Here is an 18,535-nt window from a genome sequence, read left to right as displayed (position 1 = left end):
GCCACCGAACCACGAGCACACCGATGAGTACGCATCACCACGAAGAACACGAACACCCGCACGGGCACGCGCACGGCCATGAACACGGGCGCGCGCACGAACATGGGCACGGACATCACCACCACCACGCGCCGCAGGAAGGGCAGGGCCGCACGTTCGCGCTCGCGGTCGGCCTGAACGTGCTGATCGTGGTCGTGCAGGCCATCTACGGCTTCCTCGCGCATTCCACCGCGCTGCTCGCCGATGCCGGCCACAACCTCTCCGACGTGCTCGGCCTCCTGCTCGCCTGGGGCGCCGTGTGGCTCGGCAGGCGCAAGCCTAACGCGCGCTATACCTTCGGCCTCGGCAGCTCGTCGATCCTGGCGTCGCTCGCCAACGCGGCGCTCCTGCTCTTCGCGTGCGGCGCGATCGTGCTGGAGGCGATCCAGCGCCTCATCAATCCGGCGCCCGTCGCGGGGCTCGACGTGTTCATCGTCGCGATGCTCGGCCTCGTCGTGAACGGCTTTTCCGCGTGGCTCTTCATGCGCGGCAGCAAGGAGGACCTCAACGTGCGCGGCGCCTTCCTGCACATGGCCGCCGATGCCGCCATATCCGCCGCTGTCGCGGTGAGCGGCCTCATCATCCTGTTCACGGGCGCAAGCTGGCTCGATCCGCTGATGAGCCTGATCGTCGTGGCGGTGATCGTCTACGGCACATGGGGCCTCGGGCGCGACGCGATGCGCCTCGCGATGGCCGCCGTGCCGCCTTCCGTCGATCTGTCGCGCATCGAGGGTTATTTGAACCGGCTTCCCGGCGTGCGCGACGTCCACGACTTGCACGTCTGGGCGCTCTCGACGACGGAGAACGCGCTCACCGTGCATCTCGTGATGCCGGACGGCCATCCGGGCGATGCGTTCGTGCAGGACGTCGTGACGACGCTGCGCCGCGATTACGCGATGCATCACGCGACCGTGCAGGTGGAGTTCGGCGAATCCTGCCACGCATGCGTGCTGACCGAGCGCGGACACGCGCACTGAGCGCGAGCTTGCTGCCCCGAAAGCGAACATGGCGGGCGTACACTAGAGCGCGTGACGTTTCGGGGAGGACCGCATGTTCGCGCCAAAGCTGAATCCGGACGACAAGCTGGACGTGGCGCCCGTTCTGATCGTCGGCGCCGGTCCGACGGGCCTCGCCGCCGCGATGAGCCTCGCCCGCGCGCACATTCCGGTCCGGCTCGTCGACAAGGCGCGCGAGCCCTCGCCGCATTCACGCGCGATCGGCATTCAGGCGCGCACGCTCGAACTCTTCGAGCAGCATCGCGTCGTCAAGCCGTTTCTCGAGCTCGGCCATCGCGCGCGCGTCGCGAACCTCTATTCGAACGGGCAGCGCCTCGCGCGCCTCGACTTTGATCCGCTGCAAACGCGTTATCCGTATCTGCTCTTTCTCGAACAATCGCAGACCGAACGCCTGCTCGCGCAACATCTCGCGGGCTATCGCGTCGCCGTCGAGCGCGGCGTCGAACTCGTCGATCTCTCGCAGGGCTCCGCCGGTTTGCAGGCGACGCTGCGCCATCCGAACGGACGCGATGAGTTGCTGCGGCCTTCCTTTCTGATCGCGGCCGACGGAGCGCACAGCTTCGTGCGGCATCGGCTCGGCATCGGCTTCGACGGCAAGACCTTCGATCAAACGTATCTGCTCGCCGATCTCCAGGCCGACTCCGACTGGCCCGACGACGAGTTCCATATCTTCGCGTCCGGCGAAGGGCTCGCCGCGCTCTTTCCTATGGGCAACGACCGCGCGCGCCTGATCGCTGATCTGCCCGCGCCGGTGGCCAACATCGTGAACGCTGGGGAAGCAAAGCGCGGCCCGACGATCGAGGAATGCCGCGCGCTCATCGAGCGGCGCGTGCATCACAAGATCGCGCTGTCGAATCTCACGTGGTCGTCGTACTTTCATCTGAACAGCCGCATGGTCGATCGCCTGCGCGTGGACCGCGTGTTCCTCGCGGGCGATTCCGCGCACGTTCATAGTCCCGCCGGCGCGCAGGGCATGAACACCGGCATCCAGGAAGCGTTCAATCTCGGCTGGAAGATCGCGCGCATGCTCGCGGGCGGCGCGCCCGAGCGCCTGCTCGACAGCTATCACACCGAGCGGCATCCGATCGAGCGCGACGTGCTGCGGCAATCCAGCATGCTCACGCAGATGGCGGGCGCCGAGCACGGCCCGATGAAGCTGATGCGCGAGCACGTGATGCCCGCGCTCGCGGCGATCGGCCCGTTGCGCGACGCGATGCGCCGCACGGTGAGCGAGCTGTCGATCAACTATCGCAAGAGCCCGCTCACGCTGGAGCGTCTGCTCGACGGCGGCCCGCGCGCAGGCGAGCGCGCGCCCGATGCGCGCGTGCATGTCGTGGACGGGCCGCTCGGGCGTCTGCCGGGCGTCGGCTGTCTCTACGATCTGCACGACCCCGGCTGCTTTTCGCTCTTTCTGCTCGTGAATCCGTCGGGCGAGGACGACATCGCGCTCGCGCCCGCGACCATCACCGTCGCGCACGCGATGCGCGATCCGGACCTCGACGGCCTCGCTGCGTCCATCGAAGCGATCATGCCGAACGCCGTGCGCGTATGGCGCATCACCGATACGCGCGGCGAGGGCGCGAACTCGCTTACCGACAACTACGGCCGCACGCGTCCCGCCTTCTATCTCGTGCGTCCGGACGGCTATATCGCCGCGCGCGGGCGTGCGCCGTCGGATGTGCATGGGCTGCTGCGTCACTGCGAAACGTGGTTCGGCGCGCAGGACACGAGCGCGGAGCGGCCCGTCGAACGCGAGTATCGCGAGGATTGAAAAAGCCCCGCAGTGCGGACGCAATGCGGGGCTCGAGCGGCTCAATGAACGACGTCAGGCGGGCGCGGTCTTCGGCTGGAGATCGGCCTTGTGCAGGCTGAGCGCTTCGCGCACGATCGGCTCCATCGACGCGCTCGCTTCCGGATTATCCAGCGCGGCGAGAATCGCGGCCCGCATGCGCGGCTCCCAGAAGCGCCGGATGTGATCCGCGACGCTGTCGACGGCTTCCGCGCGATCCGGCATCGAATCGAAGAATTCGCCGATGCGGTTCGCCATCTCGATCAGGTTATCGACATCCATTGCTTATTTCCCTGAAGTGGTCGGCGCGACATCGCGCATGTTCATCAATTCGAGCTGCTGCGTGTTGAAGCGCGAGTAGTCCTTCTGCCATTGCGACGGCTGTTCCACCGGCATCACCTGCACCGCCGTCACCTTGTACTCCGGACAGTTGGTTGCCCAGTCGGAAGAGTCCGTCGTGATGACGTTCGCGCCCGATTCCGGGAAGTGGAACGTCGTGTAGACGACGCCCGGCTGCATGCGCTCCGAGATCTTCGCGCGCAGCACGGTCTGCCCCGCGCGCGACTCGATGCCGACCCAGTCGTCTTCCTTGATGCCGCGATCTTCCGCGTCGACCGGATGAATCTCCAGCCTGTCCTCTTCATGCCAGCGCGAGTTCTCCGTGCGGCGTGTCTGCGCGCCGACGTTGTACTGCGACAGGATGCGCCCGGTCGTGAGCAGCAGCGGATACTTGCGCGTGACCTTCTCGGGCGTCGCGACGAACTTCGTGATGACGAAGCGCCCCTTGCCGCGCACGAACTCGTCGATGTGCATCGTCGGCGTGCCATCCGGCGCTTTCTCGTTGCACGGCCATTGAATGCTGCCGAGCTCGTCGATGCGATCGTAGGAGACGCCGTGGAAGGTCGGCGTGAGACGCGCGATCTCGTCCATGATCTCGGACGGGTTCGCGTAGTTCATCTCGTAGCCGAGCGCGCGCGAAAGCTTGATCGTCACTTCCCAGTCCGAATAGCCCGGAAGCGGCGGCATCACCTTGCGCACGCGCGAGATACGGCGCTCGGCGTTGGTGAACGTGCCGTCCTTTTCGAGGAAGGTCGAGCCGGGCAGCAGAACGTGCGCGTATTTCGCGGTTTCGTTCAGGAAGATGTCCTGCACGACGATGCATTCCATCGCCGACAGCGCCGCGCCGACATGCTGCGTGTTCGGATCTGACTGGACGATGTCCTCGCCCTGGCAGTAGAGGCCCATGAAGGTGCCGTGAATCGCGGCATCGAACATGTTCGGAATGCGCAGGCCCGGCTCCGGCTGGAGCTTCACGTCCCACGCTTCCTCGAAGAGCGAGCGCGTCGCCGCGTCGCTGATATGGCGATAGCCCGGCAGCTCGTGCGGGAACGAGCCCATGTCGCACGAGCCCTGCACGTTGTTCTGGCCGCGCAGCGGATTCACGCCGACGCCTTCGCGGCCGACATTGCCCGTTGCCATCGCGAGGTTCGCGATGCCCATGACCGCGGTCGAGCCTTGCGCATGCTCGGTCACGCCGAGGCCGTAGTAGATCGCGCCGTTGCCGCCGGTCGCGTAGACGCGCGCGGCTTCGCGGACTTGGTGCGCGGGCACGCCGGTGATGCTTTCCATCGCTTCCGGCGAATTTTCTTCCTTCGCGACGAAGTCACGCCACTGGTCGAACGCGCGCTTCTCGCAGCGCTCGGCGATGAAGTCTTCCTTCAGCAAGCCTTCGGTGACGATAACGTGCGCGAGCGAGTTGACCATCGCGACGTTCGTGCCGGGCCGCAATTGCAGGTGATACTGCGCCTTGACGTGCGGCGTATCGACGATATCGATGCGGCGCGGATCGATCACGATCAGCTTCGCGCCTTCGCGCACGCGGCGCTTCAGACGCGAGCCGAAAACCGGATGGCCGTCGGTCGGATTCGCGCCCACGACAACGATCACATCCGATTGCTCGATCGATGCGAATGTCTGCGTGCCCGCCGATTCGCCGAGCGTCGACTTGAGGCCGTAGCCCGTCGGCGAGTGGCACACGCGCGCGCAGGTATCGACGTTGTTGTTGCCGAACGCGGCGCGCACGAGCTTCTGCACGAGGTACGTCTCTTCGTTCGTGCAGCGCGACGACGTGATGCCGCCGATCGAATCGCGCCCGTACTTGTCCTGGATGCGGCGGAATTCGCTCGCCGCATAGTTGAGCGCTTCCTCCCACGACACTTCGCGCCACGGATCGGTGATCTTCGCGCGGATCATCGGCTTCTTGATGCGGTCCTTGTGCGTGGCGTAGCCCCATGCGAAGCGGCCCTTCACGCACGCGTGGCCTTCGTTCGCCTGGCCGTTCTTGTTCGGCGTCATGCGCACGACGGTGTTGCCCTTCATCTCCGCCTTGAGCGAGCAGCCGACGCCGCAGTACGCGCACGTCGTGATGGCCGAATGCTCCGCCTGGCCGAGCATGATGACGCTCTTTTCCTGCAGCGTGGCGGTCGGGCACGCGGCGACGCAAGCGCCGCACGATACGCACTCCGATTCCATGAACGGTACGTTCTCGCTCGCGGCCACGCGCGATTCGAAGCCGCGTCCGGCGATCGTCAATGCGAACGTGCCCTGTGTTTCCTCGCACGCGCGCACGCAGCGGTTACAGACGATGCACTTCGACGGATCGTAGGTGAAGTACGGATTCGATTCGTCCTTCTTGTCCTTCAGGTGGTTTGCGCCTTCATAGCCATAACGCACTTCGCGCAGTCCGACCACGCCCGCCATGTCCTGCAGTTCGCAGTCGCCGTTGGCGGGGCAGGTGAGGCAGTCGAGCGGGTGATCGGAGATGTACAACTCCATCACGTTCTTGCGCAGCGATTGCAGCTTGTCGCTTTGCGTGCGCACTTTCATGCCCGCTTCGACGGGCGTCGTGCAGGAGGCCGGATAGCCGCGCTTGCCTTCGATCTCGACGAGGCACAGACGGCACGAGCCCCAAGGCTCCAGGGAATCCGTCGCGCAGAGCTTCGGCACGTTGACGCCGGCTTCGATCGCGGCGCGCATCACCGACGTGCCGGCCGGAACCGTGACCGGCTGGCCGTCGATTTCCAGCGTGACGTCGATGTCGGCGTGACGCAGCGGCGTGCCGTAGTCGGTCTCGTCGAACGGATCGCGGCGCTGCACCGATGCGGCGCTCTTGCACGCGCAGTTGCCGGAGCCGCAGCCGTTGATGGTGTTGGACATTGTTCGTCTCCTTGTCGGCCGGAGCCGGCGCTTCAGCGCCTTGCTCCGGCCCCATGCAATGAAATTGCGCCCTATGCCGCTTTCTGTGCGGGCGAGCGGGGCAGACCGAAATCTTCCGGGAAGTGATCGAGCGCGGACACCACCGGGAACGGCGTCATGCCGCCCATCGCGCAGAGCGAACCGGAGATCATCGTGTCGCACAACTCGCGCAGCAGCGTGATCTGCTTCACCGACGTATCGCCTTCACGGATCTTCGCGATGACCTCTTCGCCGCGCGTCGAGCCGATCCGGCACGGCGTGCACTTGCCGCACGATTCGATCGCGCAGAAGTGCATCGCGTATTGCGCGAGCTCGGCGAGATTCGATGTGTCGTCGTGGATCACGAGGCCGCCGTGGCCGACCACCGCGCCGACCTTCGCGTATTCCTCGTAGTCGAGCGGAATGTCCCACTGGCTTTCGGGCAAATACGTGCCGAGCGGGCCGCCCACCTGCACCGCGCGCGCCGGACGTCCGCTCGCGGTGCCGCCGCCGTAGGTGTAGATCAGCTCGCGCAGCGTCACGCCGAACGCGAGTTCCACGAGCCCGCCTTGCTTCACGTTGCCGGCGATCTGGAAGGGCAGCGTGCCGCGCGAGCGGCCCATGCCGTAATCGCGATAAAACGCCGCGCCCTTCGCGAAGATCACGGGCACGGTCGCGAGCGTGATGACGTTGTTGATCACGGTCGGCTTGCCGTACAGGCCGACGAGCGCCGGCACCGGCGGCTTCGCGCGCACGATGCCGCGCTTGCCCTCGAGCGATTCGAGCAGCGCCGTTTCCTCGCCGCACACGTAGGAGCCCGCGCCCTTCGCGACATACAGCTCGAACGCGTGCGAGCTGCCGAGCACGCTCGCGCCGAGCCAGCCCGCGTCGCGCGCGCGGTCGATCGCGCGGTTCAGCGTCGCGATGGAATGCGGATACTCGCTGCGTACGTAGATGTAGCCCTGGGTCGCGCCCGTCGCCACGCCGGCGATGATCATGCCTTCGATCAGCATGTACGGATCGCTTTCCATCACGAGGCGGTCGGAGAACGTGCCCGAATCGCCTTCGTCCGCGTTGCAGACGATGTACTTCTGATCCGCGAGCGCCGCACGCACGGTCTTCCACTTGATGCCCGCGGGGAACGCCGCGCCGCCGCGGCCACGCAGGCCGGAATCGAGCAGCGCCTCGCAGACGGCGTCGCCGTTCATCGCGAGCACGTTGCGCAGGCCTTGCAGGCCGCCGAGCGCCACATAATCGTCGATGGACAGCGGGTCCGTGATGCCGATGCGCGCGAACGTCAAACGCTGCTGGTTCTTGAGATACGGAATCTCGTCGACCACGCCGACGTTTTTGTCATGCGCCCGGCCTTCGTGGAAGCCGGCGTCGAAGAGCGCGGCGACATCGTCGGCTTCGACATTCGAATAACCGATGCGGCCGTCCGGCGTCTCGACTTCGACGAGCGGTTCGAGATAGAGGAGCCCGCGCGAGCCGTTGCGAACGAGTTGCACGTCGAGGCCGCGCTTTTGCGCTTCGCTCGCGATGGCTTCGGCCACGGCATCGGCGCCGAGGGCGAGCGCGGACGAATCGATGGGAACGTAGATGCGCGTCATGCCGTCACCTCCGCGACTTTCGTTTGCGCAGCGGCGTAAAGGCGATCAAACTTCGCCGGCGTCACGCGTGCGTGCAGTTCGCCGTTGATCATCATCGACGGCGACAGCGCGCACTGGCCGAGGCAATACACCGATTCGAGCTCGGTGTCCTCCGCGTGGCCGCTGTCGAAGCGGCAGCCCGTGTGCCCCTCGATATGATCTTTCAGCGCTTCCGTGCCCATGCTGCGGCAGGCTTCCGCGCGGCACAGCTGCACGGTCACGCGTGCGGGCGGCGCCGAGCGGAAGTGATGGTAATAGGTGATCACGCCATGTACCTCGGCCCGCGACAGCGACAGCGTCTGCGCGAGCGGCGCGACGACCGCGTCCGGCACATAGCCGACTTCGTCCTGAATGGCGTGAAGAATGGTCATCAGCGTCGCACCCTGTACTGCGTGGCGACGCACGAGTTCAACGGATGCAGCGGCGGAAAGCTGCGGATGTGTCATGGGGCTCCTCCAACGCTCGGCATATGTTTTGTTGGTACATATTCGGCTCTATATAATTGCGGGTGCCGAGCTTGTACGAGAACAATAGGCGTGGTGATATATCTTGGCAATAGGAAGGGGGAGTGCATATGGTGGACGTCGAATGCCGGGCCGAGCTGGTCCTGCGGGACGCCGACGGCCGGGAAACCAGTCTCAGCGCGGTTGTGCCGCTTTTGCAGCTCGTCGCCCAGACGGGCAGCATCGCGAATGCCGCGAGCGCTAAGGGTTTGTCCTATCGGCACGCGTGGGGTTTGTTGCGCGAAATCGAGGTGCGTCTCGGCGGCGCGCTGATCACCAAATCGCGCGGGCGCGGGTCGGTGCTGTCGGAACTCGGTGAGTCGGTGCTGCGCGCGCAACGCGTTTGCGGCGACCGGCTCGAAGCGCCGTTGCAGGCCGTGGCGAACGATGTGGCCCTCGAACTGAACCGACGCCTCGCCGGCGGCGTGACGCAGGTGCGGATTCACGCATCGCACGGCTACGCGGTCGCGACGCTCGTGCGCGCGCTCGGCGACCAGCGCGTGCCGGTCGACATCAAGTACCGCGAAAGCGCCGAGGCGGTGAGCGCGCTTGCGCGCGGCGAGTGCGAGCTGGCGGGCTTCCATTTGCCGATCGGCGAATTCCGCGAGACGTGCGCGGACATCTATCGGCCGTATCTGGACCGCAACAAGCATCAACTGATTCGGCTGACGCGTCGCACGCAGGGACTTTTCCTGCCAAAAGGCAATCCAAAACACATTTCCGGCCTGCGCGATCTCGCGCGCAGCGACGTGCGCTTCGTCAATCGACAGCCGGGTTCGGGCACGCGCATGCTGCTCGATCTGTCGTTGCGGCGCGTGGGCGTGGATCCGGACCAGATCAACGGCTATGCGACGACCGAGCTCACGCATTCGGCGATCGCCGCGTTCGTCGCGAGCGGCATGGCGGATCTTGGCTTCGGCGTGCAGCCGGCTGCACAGCATTTCGCGCTCGATTTCATCCCGATCATCCACGAGGACTATTTTTTCGCCTGCGAGCGCGCGCGGCTCGACGAAGCGCGCCTCGCGTCGGTGTTGCGCATTTTGCGCAGCGAGGGATTCACCGAGAGCGTCGCGCATCTGGAGGGCTACGATCCGGCGCGCTGCGGCTCGCTCGTCGATGTCGACGAAGGATTGCGCGGCTGAAGTGAGCGCATGACTAAGACAGGAAACGCGCGGTAAGAGAGTTGGGGCGCGCGTGAAACTGCCGCGGACAGCGAATTGGGTTAACCTAACGGCTTGCTGTCGACTTTACTGCTCCAGGCGCGATTTCCCCGCGCGATAAACCGCCATGAAACTCTCGTTACTCGCTTGTTCCTCCGCCGCGCTCGTCGCCGGCGCGATGTATCTGGTTCCTGTCGCCTTCGCCCAGAATTCCCCGGGCATGCCGGGCGGTATTCTGCAAGACCAGTTCCGTCTCAACGAACATCCGCAGATGCAGTTCGCTGCGTCCGCGCCATCGGAGAAATATCAGAACGGCAAGTCGGCGATGCGTCGCCGCGGTGACAACGGCGATCCGGAAGGCTGCAATCTGAAGTGCCCGAAGGACGGCACGAACTGAGCGCCGTCGCTTGCGCGGCGCGCGTGCTCGCGCGCCGTTGCTGGTTTGTCTCCGGCTTGTCTCTGTCGCGCGGCCGCCGCGCACGTCTTCGTCTTTTCCCGCTTTCGCTCGCCTGATCGTGCTCGTTGCGCGGGATTCGTCGCGCATGTCGAGGGCGCAAAAAAAACCTCGCGCGAGGCGAGGCCAAAGTACTTGGAATGGCACCTTGATTTGCTGCCAACTGCCAACAAAATCAAAGTGCAGGATCAGAATAGACTTAAGCGCGAACGTTGAAAATAAGAAGGTTCTGATTAGTCGCGCTTGAGCAGAGCGTGACCGGACGAGACGCGTAGAGACGCTGATCATTGACATGAAGCAGCGTCATTCAGACCGGTCTGATACGAGCACGTTGCCGGACCGCCTATTCTGTCGGATGTAGTGAAGGCTGTCTCTGTCTTCGCTACGTCTCTCAAGGATGTTTGCCCCGCCTCGCGCGGGGCTTTTTTTCGCCTGCCGCGAGGCAAAGAAAAAACCCGCGATGCTTGCGCGATCGCGGGTTTCAGCGGGGTGTTTTGGTGGAGGCGGCGGGAATCGAACCCGCGTCCAGAAGCGCTCTACGACCAGTTCTACATACTTAGTTCTGTCTTTTGATTTAACCGCAACGACGCGGACGAACACGCTGCGTTACGGCGATTCACTAAATTTTCGACCTTGGCGTCGTGACGCCGCAAAGGCTTATCTGACGTATATGACCTCTCGTGGTATTGCTACCCTAACCCGTCAGCGAATTAGTGAGAGGACGGCTAGCCCTTAGGCTGCCAGTGCGAACGTATCGTCGTTTGCAGTTACGTTTTTCCCATTGATTAACGAGGTGACGGGTCCTCGGTATGCCCTGACCGCTTCACAACCCCTGTCGAAACCAGGTCGCCCCCGAAGCGGAACTGAAATTATCCCACGAAAAACCATATGAGGCGAATGACGCGCTTCAAGACGCTGCTTTCGCTCCGGGGCTCACGCGATATCGCGCAGCAGATGCTGCAGTTCTTCCGGCGAATCGACCACGTGATTGGCGTGCCAGCGGCGCGGCGGAATGTCATCACCGCAGTAGCCGTAAGCCGCCGCCACGGTGATCATGCCCGCCGCGAAGCCGGCCTGCACGTCGCGCAGGTCGTCGCCGACATAGACGATGCGCTCCGGCGCAACATCCAGGAGTTCCGCCGCGTGCAAAAGCGGCGCCGGATGCGGTTTCGAATGCGGCGTGGTGTCGCCGCACACGAGGCAGCCCGCGCGCGTATCGAGGCCGAGCAGGCCGACTAGCGGCGCCGCGAGCCGCGTCACCTTGTTCGTGACAATGCCCCAGCGTATGCCGCGCGCATCGAGTTGATCGAGGATCTCGGCGATGCCCGGAAAGAGCGTCGTCTCGATGCACAGATCCGCTTCGTAATTGGCGAGGAATTCGTCGCGCATCGCGGTGAACTCATGATGCTCCGGCCCGATCTCGAATGCACCGCCCAGCAGGCCGCGCGCGCCCGCCGACGCATACGGACGCAGCGTTTCTAGCGGACGCATCTCAAGGCCGCGGTCGTGGCGCATCTTGTTGACCGCGGCGACGAGATCGGGCGCGGTATCGGCGATGGTGCCGTCGAGGTCGAACAGCACGGCCTGGCACAGCCCGAGGCCGTCGCCTTCTGCGAGACGCTGGGGCAGGGGAGTTGTATCTTCCGGGAGGGGCTTGGTATCGATGGTGCCCGTGGACAAGGGATCTTCGTTGATCATGGCGTCAGGCTTCGCGGCGGCAAGCCATCATGTAGTTGATGCTCGTGTCGTTTGACAGGCCGAAGTGCTTGGAGATCGGCCGATACGTGATGCCCTTGATGTCGACGGGCTGAAGCGAAGCCGTGCGCGCGAACGTGGCAAGCTCTGAGGGCTTGATGAAGCGCGCGTAATCGTGCGTGCCGCGCGGGAGCATGCGCGCGATGTATTCCGCGCCGATGACAGCGAACAGATACGCCTTCGCGTTGCGGTTCAGCGTGGAGAAGAATACCCAGCCGCCCGGCTTCACGAGCGCGGCGCATGCCGCGACGGTGCCCGCGGGATTCGGCACGTGCTCGAGCATTTCCATGCAGGTGACGACATCGTAAGAACCGGGTTCGCGCGCGGCGAGCGCCTCGGCCGAAATCTCTTCATACGCCACTTCGACACCGCTTTCGAGGCTATGCAAATCGGCGACGCCCAGCGCGCTCGACGACAAGTCGATGCCTTTCACGCTCGCGCCGCGCGTTGCCATCGACTCGGACAGAATGCCGCCGCCGCAGCCGATGTCGAGGACGCGCTTGCTCATCAAATGCGCATGTGCATCGATCCAGTCGAGCCGTACCGGGTTCAGTTCGTGCAGCGGCTTGAACTCGGCGTTCGGGTCCCACCAGCGATGCGCGAGCTCGCTGAATTTCTGCAGTTCGTGGGGATCGACATTGGTCATGTTCGGAAAGTGCCTTGTTGGGTCGTGAATCGATTAGGACCGAGTATATAGGCGCCGCAATGGGCGGGCAAAAAGCGGAATAGGGAAGCCTACCCGAATCGGCGGCCAACTCAACGGCCGGGCGAAAAGCTTCGGGAATAAAAAAACCCCCGCCGAGGCGGGGGTTTGATCTGCGGCAATCCAGCTCGCGATTACTGCTGCGGCTGACGCGTCGTACCGACAACTTCGACTTCCACGCGACGATCCGGTGCGAGGCAGGCGATGAGTTGCTTGCGGTTCTTCTGCGTGCAGGAACCCTTCGTGACCGGGTCGCGCTTGCCCTTGCCTTCCGTGTAGATACGGTTGGCTTCGATGCCCTTGCTGACCAGGTAAGCCTTCACAGCTTGCGCACGGCGCAGCGACAGACGGTCGTTGTACTTGTCCGAACCGATGCGGTCGGTGTAACCCGTTGCAACCACGACTTCGAGGTTCAGCGCGCCGATCTTCGATGCGAGATCGTCAAGCTTTTCCTTACCAGCCGGCTTCAGGACTGCCTTGTCGAAGTCGAACAGCGCGTCAGCCTGATAGGTAACCTTCTGGCTCGTGATAGCGGGCGGCGGAGCGACCGGTGCCGGCGGCGTCGGTGCTTGCGCGACCAGCGCGCCATCGCACTTTGCGTTCGCCGTAGCCGGGGTCCAGAATGCGTCGCGCCAGCACAGTTCGTTCGTGCCGTTCATCCACACATACTCGCCCGTACCGTTCACCCAGTTGTCATTCACGGCTTGTCGCGAGGCCGGCACGGACTGTGCCGAGGCCGATGCAGCCATAACTGCGGTAGCTGCAATGAACGCGAGCTTTGAAAGTTTATTCATATTTCTCCTCTCGAAATTGAGATTACCGCAGGTTTACTGCGAGCCTGTAGACGAAGACAAGTCATACATTGCTCGAAGTATAACATTCCCTACGGAACAAAACGCGCTGTGTAGACTTCGAGCAGTGTCTAACTTTGTGCGTTGGCATTTTGCCATATCGTTCCCTTGCAACGATAAAAATATCCCCGCACGCAGCACGCTCGCAACCGTATGTGGTGCATGCGCAACAAGAAGGGGACAGGAGGCGGTCAGGGCGAAAGAAGGCGCGAAACGTGCGCACATTGCGTGCCCGAAAGCGATTTCCTGCGTATTTTTATCGCGGGTACTTTTGCGATTAGCAAAACGGCGAGGCGGCATGATAGCCCGCCAAGATGACGAATTGACGGAATACGTTCCGCGCTTTTTGTAAGTAATTGGTACAGCGTTGCGCATTGCGAAGTTGGCGTACACATTGCGGATGGCCGCTTTGTCATACAGTGTGTTTAGCCGCCACACTGTATGTATACAGCACGCGTCCGGGTGCGAATGTCGCGCATGGTAGAATCTTCTGATTGTGTTGCGTTCGCAGCACAAAAAAAGGCATGCGCTGCATACGCGGCGCGCAGCGTACGTCGGCTACGCGCCACGCCGGCGCATGTCGCGCGGCTGGCGGGCGGGTCTCGCGAATCGCCGCGCGCGCTGCCGTGTCGCCGCTGCAAAGTTCAAGACACGGATAATGGATCAATTCGCCAAAGAGACTCTGCCAATCTCCCTAGAGGAGGAAATGCGCCGTTCGTATCTCGATTACGCGATGAGCGTGATCGTCGGGCGCGCGCTTCCCGATGTCCGCGATGGCTTGAAGCCGGTGCACCGTCGGGCGCTCTACTCGATGCACGAGCTGAACAACGACTGGAACCGCCCGTACAAGAAATCGGCGCGTATCGTCGGCGACGTCATCGGTAAATACCATCCTCACGGCGACGCCTCCGTCTACGAGACGATCGTTCGCATGGCGCAGCCGTTCTCGCTGCGCTACATGCTGGTGGACGGACAGGGCAACTTCGGTTCGGTCGACGGCGACAATGCCGCGGCCATGCGCTACACCGAAATCCGCATGGCGAAGATCGGCCACGAACTGCTGGCCGACATCGACAAGGAAACCGTCGACTTCGGTCCGAACTACGACGGCAGCGAAAACGAGCCGCTCGTTCTCCCGGCGCGCATTCCCAACCTGCTGATCAACGGATCGGCGGGCATTGCGGTCGGCATGGCGACCAACATTCCGCCGCACAATCTGCGCGAAATCGTCGATGCTTGCCTGCATCTGCTGAATACGCCCGAAGCCACCGTCGACGAGCTCATCGAGATCGTGCCGGCGCCGGACTTCCCGACGGCCGGCATCATCTACGGCGTCGCGGGCGTGCGCGACGGCTACCGCACGGGACGCGGACGCGTCGTCATGCGCGCGGCCACGCACTTCGAGGAGATCGACCGCGGTCAGCGCATGGCGATCATCGTCGACGAGATTCCGTATCAGGTGAACAAGCGCACGTTGCTCGAGCGCATCGCCGAGCTCGTCAACGAGAAGAAGCTGGAAGGCATTTCCGATATCCGCGACGAATCCGACAAGAGCGGCATGCGCGTCGTGATCGAGCTGAAGCGCGGGGAAGTGCCGGAAGTCATTCTGAACAACCTGTACAAGCAGACGCAGCTTCAGGATACGTTCGGCATGAACCTGGTCGCGCTCGTCGATGGCCAGCCCAAGCTGCTGAACCTGAAGGAAATGATCGAGTGCTTCCTGTCGCATCGGCGGGAAGTGCTGACGCGGCGCACTGTATACGAACTGCGCAAGGCGCGCGACCGCGGGCACGTGCTCGAAGGTCTCGCCGTCGCGCTCGCGAACATCGACGAATTCATCGCGATCATCAAGGCCGCGCCGACGCCGCCTATCGCGAAGCAGGAATTGATGGCGCGCCCGTGGGATTCGTCGCTCGTGCGCGACATGCTGACGCGCGCCGAGACCGAGGCGTCGGGCGGCCGCCTGGCATATCGTCCGGAAGGGTTGAACCCGGCCTACGGCCTCCAGGCGGACGGTCTGTATAAATTGTCGGACGTCCAGGCGCAGGAAATCCTGCAGATGCGTCTGCAGCGCCTGACCGGTCTCGAACAGGACAAGATCACGAGCGAGTATCGCGACGTGATGGCGCAGATCGCCGACCTGCTCGACATCCTCGCGCGGCCGGAGCGTATCCGCCAGATGATCGTCGAGGAGCTGGGCCAGGTGCGCGCCGAGTTCGGCGACGACCGCCGCTCGCGCATCGAGATGAACGCGACGGAACTCAACACCGAAGACCTGATCACGCCGCAGGAAATGGTCGTGACCATGTCGCACTCGGGCTACGTGAAGTCGCAGCCGCTTTCCGAATATCGCGCGCAGAAGCGCGGCGGACGCGGCAAGCAGGCGACGCAGATGAAGGAAGACGACTGGATCGACACGCTCTTCATCGCGAACACGCACGATCACATGCTGTGCTTCTCGAACCGCGGCCGCGTCTACTGGGTCAAGGTTTATGAAGTGCCGCAGGGCTCGCGCAACGCGCGCGGCCGTCCGATCGTCAACATGTTCCCGCTGCAGGACGGCGAGAAGATCAACGTCGTGCTGCCGGTGAAGGAATTCTCGGCGGACAAGTACGTGTTCATGGCCACGTCGCTCGGCACCGTCAAGAAGACGCCGCTCGAAGCATTCAGCCGTCCGATGAAGAAGGGCATCATCGCGGTCGGGCTCGACGAGGGCGATTTCCTCATCGGCGCGGCGATCACCGATGGCGAGCACGATGTCATGCTGTTCTCGGATGCGGGCAAGGCCGTCCGTTTCGACGAAAACGACGTGCGCGCGATGGGCCGCGAGGCACGCGGCGTGCGCGGCATGCAACTGGAAGACGGGCAGCAGGTCATCGCGATGCTGGTCGCGGGCGGCGAGAACCAGTCGGTGCTCACGGCCACCGAGAACGGCTACGGCAAGCGCACGCCGATCAACGAGTACACGCGTCATGGCCGCGGCACGAAGGGTATGATCGCGATCCAGACATCGGAGCGCAATGGCCGTGTCGTCGCGGCGACTCTCGTCGAGCCGGAAAGCGAGATCATGCTGATCACCACGTCCGGCGTGCTCATTCGCACGCGAGTTTCGGAAATCCGCGAGATGGGCCGGGCTACGCAAGGTGTTACACTCATCAGCCTCGACGAGGGAACGAAGTTGTCGGGACTGCAGCATATCGCCGAAGCTGAAGCCGAGGCCGAGCTCGAAGGTGACGCCGGCTCGGACTCGGGTTCGAACGATGCAGCCCGGCCGGGCGACACGGAAAACGGTGAAGGCGGAGAAAGCGCCTGATACTTTTTGTGTCGCGGGTCTCTCGTATCGCTTTTGAAAGCTCGAATTGGTTAAGCTGCGCGACTTGAACTCGTGCCGGCGCTTGCGCCTCGCATCAGGCGAGGCCGGCATCGGACCGACGCGCAAAAGCTCGTCGCCAGTGGCGAACTGGAAATTTTTTACAGGGAGTAATGATGCAAGGACGTTTCAAGCAGTGGATGTTGCTGGCCGCTTTCGTGCCGACTTTCGCGATGGCTCAGTCGCTTCAGAACCAGGCGCCTGCACAGTCGGCCGCACCGGCGGCCGCAGCAGCACCGGTTGATCCGGCCAAGCAAGCCGCGATCAAAGACCTGCTCGAAGCAATCGACGCGCAGAAACTGGTCGGTGCGATCGGTAACAGCGCGCAGATGCAATCGAAGCAACTCGTCCCGGCGATCCTCTCGGACGCGCTGTCCGAGAACAAGACGCTGAACGACAAGCAGAAGCAGGCTGCCGTGCCGGCGCTGCAGAAGAACGCAGTGCCGAAGCTCGTCGATTCCGCTGGCCAGGTCTTCGCGACGGACGCATTCCGCAAGGATGCAATGCAGGCTCAGTACGAGGCATACGCCAAGTACTACTCGACGGACGAGATCAAGGATCTGACCAACTTCTACAAGAGCCCGACCGGCCGCAAGTTCATCCAGGTTCAGGACCAGGTTGGCCGCGACGTCGTGAACGGCCTGATGCAGAAGTACATGCCGCAAGCCATCAAGGCGACGCGCGCGCAAGCCGATCAGGAAGTGGCGAGCGTCAAGCCGGGCAAGTAAGCACGGTGGCATCGTCCTGACGAAAATCCGCTGAGGGGCTCTCCGCCCCGCGCATTGGCGGGTTTTCAGGACAGTGCGATAATGGCTGTTTGCGCGCGAGCGCAAGCAGCCATTTCTTTTTCGGGTGCGAAAACGCGGTCATCGTTCCGTTTGCCGTTGCTTTCGCGCCTGCCAGTTCGGAATTCCGGGATCCTCCAGATGCGCGTGTTCAATTTCTCCGCCGGCCCCGCCGCCATGCCAGAAGAAGTATTGAGGCAAGCAGCCGATGAAATGCTCGACTGGCAAGGCAGCGGCATGAGCGTGATGGAAATGAGCCACCGCGGCGCGGAGTTCATGTCGATCCACGAAGCGGCGCTCACCGACTTGCGCGAGCTGTTGAAGGTGCCGGCATCGCATCGGATTCTGTTTCTGCAGGGCGGCGGCATCGGCGAAAACGCGATCGTGCCGATGAACCTGCTCGGCAAGAAGCAAACCGCCGATTTCGTCGTGACCGGCTCCTGGTCGACGAAATCGTTCAAGGAAGCGCAGAAATACGGCACGCCGCATCTGGCGGCGAGCGGCAAGACCGAACAGGGCTTCACGCGCGTGCCGGGCTTCAACGAATGGCAGTTGTCGGACGATCCGGCCTACGTGCATCTGTGCTCGAACGAAACCATCGACGGCGTCGAAGCCTTCGAGATTCCGGATCTGGGCGACATTCCGCTCGTCGCGGACGCTTCGTCGCACATCCTGTCGCGCCCGATGGACATCGCCAAGTACGGCGTGCTCTTCGGCGGCGCGCAGAAGAACATCGGCATGGCGGGCGTGACCGTCGTGATCGTGCGCGAGGATCTGCTCGACCGCGCGCTGGCCATCTGTCCGTCGGCGTTCGAATGGAAGATCGTCGCGGAAAACAACTCGATGTACAACACGCCGCCCACTTACGCGATCTACATCGCGGGGCTCGTCTTCAAATGGCTGAAGAAGCAGGGCGGCCTCGAAGCGATCGAAAAGCGCAACGTCGAGAAAGCGACGTTGCTCTACGACACCATCGATTCCAGCGATTTCTACGTCAACAAGGTCGAGCGGCCGAATCGTTCGCGCATGAACGTGCCGTTCTTCCTCGCCGACGAATCGCGCAATCTGGATTTCCTGGCCGGCGCGAAGGCGCGCGGGCTGTTGCAACTGAAGGGCCACAAGTCCGTCGGCGGCATGCGGGCATCGATCTACAACGCGGTGCCGATCGAGGGCGTTAGGGCGCTCGTCGATTACATGAAGGAATTCGAGCGCACCAGCGCTTAAACC

At 63.4% G+C, this 18,535-nt stretch carries 14 protein-coding genes and 1 other RNA gene; 7 read left to right on the top strand and 8 right to left on the bottom strand.

The genetic code is table 11. The annotated features are described in order from the left end of the window. The first annotated feature begins 23 nt into the window (after positions 1–23). Together AC1Z32_RS24345 and AC1Z32_RS24340 are read left to right on the top strand one after the other, a co-directional pair. Positions 24–1,016 carry a cation diffusion facilitator family transporter gene (locus AC1Z32_RS24345; protein WP_483481286.1) on the top strand — a complete coding sequence of 331 codons (993 nt, stop codon included), beginning with the start codon at positions 24–26 and terminating at the stop codon, positions 1,014–1,016. Positions 1,017–1,089: 73 nt separating this feature from the next. Further along, positions 1,090–2,826 carry an FAD-dependent monooxygenase gene (locus tag AC1Z32_RS24340; protein WP_483481284.1) on the top strand — a complete coding sequence of 579 codons (1,737 nt, stop codon included), beginning with the start codon at positions 1,090–1,092 and terminating at the stop codon, positions 2,824–2,826. Between the two features lie 54 nt (positions 2,827–2,880). On the opposite strand, the gene AC1Z32_RS24335 is transcribed toward AC1Z32_RS24340, so the two are convergent. The 4 genes from AC1Z32_RS24335 to AC1Z32_RS24320 all read right to left on the bottom strand — a co-directional run bounded on the left by AC1Z32_RS24335 (position 2,881) and on the right by AC1Z32_RS24320 (position 8,173). Next, the gene (locus AC1Z32_RS24335) at positions 2,881–3,126 is read right to left on the bottom strand and encodes a formate dehydrogenase subunit delta (protein WP_483481282.1); all 246 of its coding nucleotides are present in this window, start codon (positions 3,124–3,126) and stop codon (positions 2,881–2,883) included. 3 nt (positions 3,127–3,129) lie between these two features. Continuing rightward, positions 3,130–6,060: a formate dehydrogenase subunit alpha gene (fdhF, locus tag AC1Z32_RS24330; protein WP_483481280.1), complete on the bottom strand. Its 2,931-nt coding sequence runs from the start codon at positions 6,058–6,060 to the stop codon at positions 3,130–3,132. A 71-nt stretch (positions 6,061–6,131) separates the two neighbouring features. Then, on the bottom strand, positions 6,132–7,688 hold the full coding sequence (locus AC1Z32_RS24325; protein WP_483481278.1) for a formate dehydrogenase beta subunit: 1,557 nt from the start codon (positions 7,686–7,688) through the stop codon (positions 6,132–6,134). Continuing rightward, a complete protein-coding gene (locus AC1Z32_RS24320; RefSeq protein ID WP_062606191.1) occupies positions 7,685–8,173 on the bottom strand; it encodes an NAD(P)H-dependent oxidoreductase subunit E in 489 nt (162 codons plus the stop codon). Before AC1Z32_RS24320 ends, AC1Z32_RS24325 begins: the two co-directional genes overlap by 4 nt. Before the next feature lie 128 nt (positions 8,174–8,301). On the opposite strand from AC1Z32_RS24320, the gene AC1Z32_RS24315 reads away from it, so the two are divergent. Continuing rightward, entirely contained in the window at positions 8,302–9,372 is a 1,071-nt protein-coding gene (locus tag AC1Z32_RS24315) for a substrate-binding domain-containing protein (RefSeq protein ID WP_483481734.1), read from the top strand. 145 nt (positions 9,373–9,517) lie between these two features. After that, positions 9,518–9,787, top strand: a complete 270-nt coding sequence (locus AC1Z32_RS24310; protein WP_483481276.1) for a hypothetical protein — start codon at positions 9,518–9,520, stop codon at positions 9,785–9,787. A 552-nt stretch (positions 9,788–10,339) separates the two neighbouring features. Here the strand turns inward: AC1Z32_RS24310 and ssrA are convergent. The 4 genes from ssrA to ompA all read right to left on the bottom strand — a co-directional run bounded on the left by ssrA (position 10,340) and on the right by ompA (position 13,096). Then, positions 10,340–10,698, bottom strand: a transfer-messenger RNA (tmRNA) gene (gene ssrA / locus AC1Z32_RS24305). A gap of 79 nt (positions 10,699–10,777) precedes the next feature. Then, complete coding sequence (gene gph, locus AC1Z32_RS24300) at positions 10,778–11,542, bottom strand: phosphoglycolate phosphatase (protein WP_483481274.1); 765 nt, start codon at positions 11,540–11,542, stop codon at positions 10,778–10,780. Between the two features lie 4 nt (positions 11,543–11,546). Continuing rightward, on the bottom strand, positions 11,547–12,245 hold the full coding sequence (gene ubiG, locus AC1Z32_RS24295) for a bifunctional 2-polyprenyl-6-hydroxyphenol methylase/3-demethylubiquinol 3-O-methyltransferase UbiG (RefSeq protein ID WP_483481272.1): 699 nt from the start codon (positions 12,243–12,245) through the stop codon (positions 11,547–11,549). 191 nt (positions 12,246–12,436) lie between these two features. After that, a complete protein-coding gene (gene ompA, locus AC1Z32_RS24290) occupies positions 12,437–13,096 on the bottom strand; it encodes an outer membrane protein OmpA (protein ID WP_483481270.1) in 660 nt (219 codons plus the stop codon). Positions 13,097–13,811: 715 nt separating this feature from the next. On the opposite strand from ompA, the gene gyrA reads away from it, so the two are divergent. The 3 genes from gyrA (at position 13,812) to serC (ending at position 18,532) form a co-directional block, all read left to right on the top strand. Continuing rightward, complete coding sequence (gene gyrA / locus AC1Z32_RS24285) at positions 13,812–16,466, top strand: DNA gyrase subunit A (protein ID WP_483481268.1); 2,655 nt, start codon at positions 13,812–13,814, stop codon at positions 16,464–16,466. Between the two features lie 173 nt (positions 16,467–16,639). Continuing rightward, the gene (locus tag AC1Z32_RS24280; protein WP_483481733.1) at positions 16,640–17,251 is read left to right on the top strand and encodes a DUF2059 domain-containing protein; all 612 of its coding nucleotides are present in this window, start codon (positions 16,640–16,642) and stop codon (positions 17,249–17,251) included. A gap of 198 nt (positions 17,252–17,449) precedes the next feature. Next, the gene (gene serC, locus AC1Z32_RS24275) at positions 17,450–18,532 is read left to right on the top strand and encodes a 3-phosphoserine/phosphohydroxythreonine transaminase (RefSeq protein WP_483481266.1); all 1,083 of its coding nucleotides are present in this window, start codon (positions 17,450–17,452) and stop codon (positions 18,530–18,532) included. The last annotated feature ends 3 nt before the right edge of the window (positions 18,533–18,535 follow it).

The organism is Caballeronia sp. 11_S32 (genome assembly GCF_056930355.1).
Note: the sequence above shows the minus strand (reverse complement) of the source record. Positions and strands in the feature narration are given on the sequence as shown.